The 224-nt window shown below is 36.6% G+C and carries 1 protein-coding gene; it reads right to left on the bottom strand.

Features of this window, described 5'->3' with window-relative positions:
• On the bottom strand, positions 1-224 hold a 224-nt coding region (locus tag V6260_RS18880; protein WP_341595598.1), incomplete at both ends, for a RapZ C-terminal domain-containing protein.

Here is a 224-nt window from a genome sequence, read left to right as displayed (position 1 = left end):
CCCAATAGCAATGGTTAAATAACTACGGTTATTTCTTTCTAAGTGCGGTAAACAAGTTTGTACAAATGTTTGGACCTGCCATGTAAACTTTTGGACTATGCTGTGACTCGCTAAGTAATCTTTTACTGGTTGATCAAGGCCTGTCAATGGATTTAATTCAGGTTCCCAATTTGGATTTGTTAAAAATCGAGCATCAAATACATAGTCGGCTTCTTGTGTTATTC

It is taken from the genome of Pseudoalteromonas aliena (genome assembly GCF_038155085.1).
In the GTDB taxonomy this organism is placed as follows: Bacteria; Pseudomonadota; Gammaproteobacteria; order Enterobacterales; family Alteromonadaceae; genus Pseudoalteromonas; species Pseudoalteromonas aliena_A.
Note: the sequence above shows the minus strand (reverse complement) of the source record. Positions and strands in the feature narration are given on the sequence as shown.